The 1,297-nt window shown below is 40.8% G+C and carries 1 protein-coding gene; it reads left to right on the top strand.

Annotated features, from left to right (window positions below):
• On the top strand, nt 1-1,269 hold a 1,269-nt coding region (locus tag QUA62_RS29205; protein ID WP_333408282.1), incomplete at its 5' end, for an IS66 family transposase.
• Nucleotides 1,270-1,297 lie beyond the last annotated feature (28 nt).

The following is a 1,297-nucleotide window of genomic DNA, read 5'->3' as shown; positions in this document are numbered from 1 at the left end:
ACCGACAATATATTATTCCGTAAACAGAAATATTACTCACCTTCAATTGGGAAAACTTATGTAGCAGAATTACCATTGGGCTACGAAGGAGAATTTGGACCAGGAATAAAAGCCCTAATGATCGGTTTGTACTATGGTGGCAATATGACGCAAGGCAAACTACTAGATTTTTTAGCCGATTTAGGCATTTCCATGTCAGCCGGTTATTTATCCAACCTATTAATCAAAAACCACTCAGGTTTTGAAACCGAGAAAAAAGAAGTTTATGATTCAGGACTAGCGAGTAGTCCTTGGCAACACTTCGACCAAACTGGTGCGCGTGTAGGTGGAGTAAACTATACCACCAATGTCATCTGCAACCCTTTATATACAGTCTACTTTACGACAGCCAATAAAGACCGACTGACGGTACTGAAAGGATTACAGCCGGGACAAGAACTCAAATATATTCTGAATCCACTGACATTCTCACTAATTCAGGACTTCAAAATCCCAACCAAATGGCAAAAAGCTCTCAAACTATTACCTCAAGAAACAGTGTTGAGTGAAGCACAGTTTAATCACCTACTCAATAATTATGTACCCAAACTGGGTTCTCAACAACTGACCAGGATTAAGGAATCAGCAGCTATTGCTTTCTATCATCAGCAAACCGATTGTCCCGTCGTACAAACTCTTTGTTGTGATGATGCTCCGCAATTCAAGTTAATCACTGCGGATAGAGCGTTATGTTGGGTGCATGAGGGAAGGCATTACAAGAAGTTAAGCCCGGTATTCCCTTGTCATCAAGTAATCTTAGGGAAATTTATCGAAGATTTTTGGGATTATTATCGGGAATTATTAGCTTACAAAGATGCTCCTAGTGCAGAATATGCACACCAATTAAAGTCTAAATTTTGGCGGCTTTTTACAACTCCAAGCGGTTATAAATTGTTAGATGAACGCAAACAATTAACTGCGACAAAAGTATCGGAGTTGCTCATGGTTTTAGAGCATCCTGAATTACCCTTGCACAATAATCCGGCTGAGTTAGCTGCCAGAACTATGGTGCAGCGACGTAATATTAGCTATGCAACTCAGACGATTGAGGGTACTCAGGCCTGGGATACTTTTATGTCTCTTGTTGCCACTACTCGTCAGTTGGGAATCAGTTTTTTTGATTATGTCCGTGACCGAATTTCTCAACTTGGAATCATTCCCTCTCTCTCCACTATTATTCGCGAAACATCTTCTCTTCATCCCTTGGGCTTGTCTTGGCAACTAGAATAACTGCTCCCCCTACTTATTGAGCCGATAC

This window comes from Microcoleus sp. MON1_C1, from assembly GCF_036701945.1.
Taxonomy (GTDB): domain Bacteria; phylum Cyanobacteriota; class Cyanobacteriia; order Cyanobacteriales; family Microcoleaceae; genus Microcoleus.
This window is presented reverse-complemented; position numbering and strand designations above follow the sequence as displayed.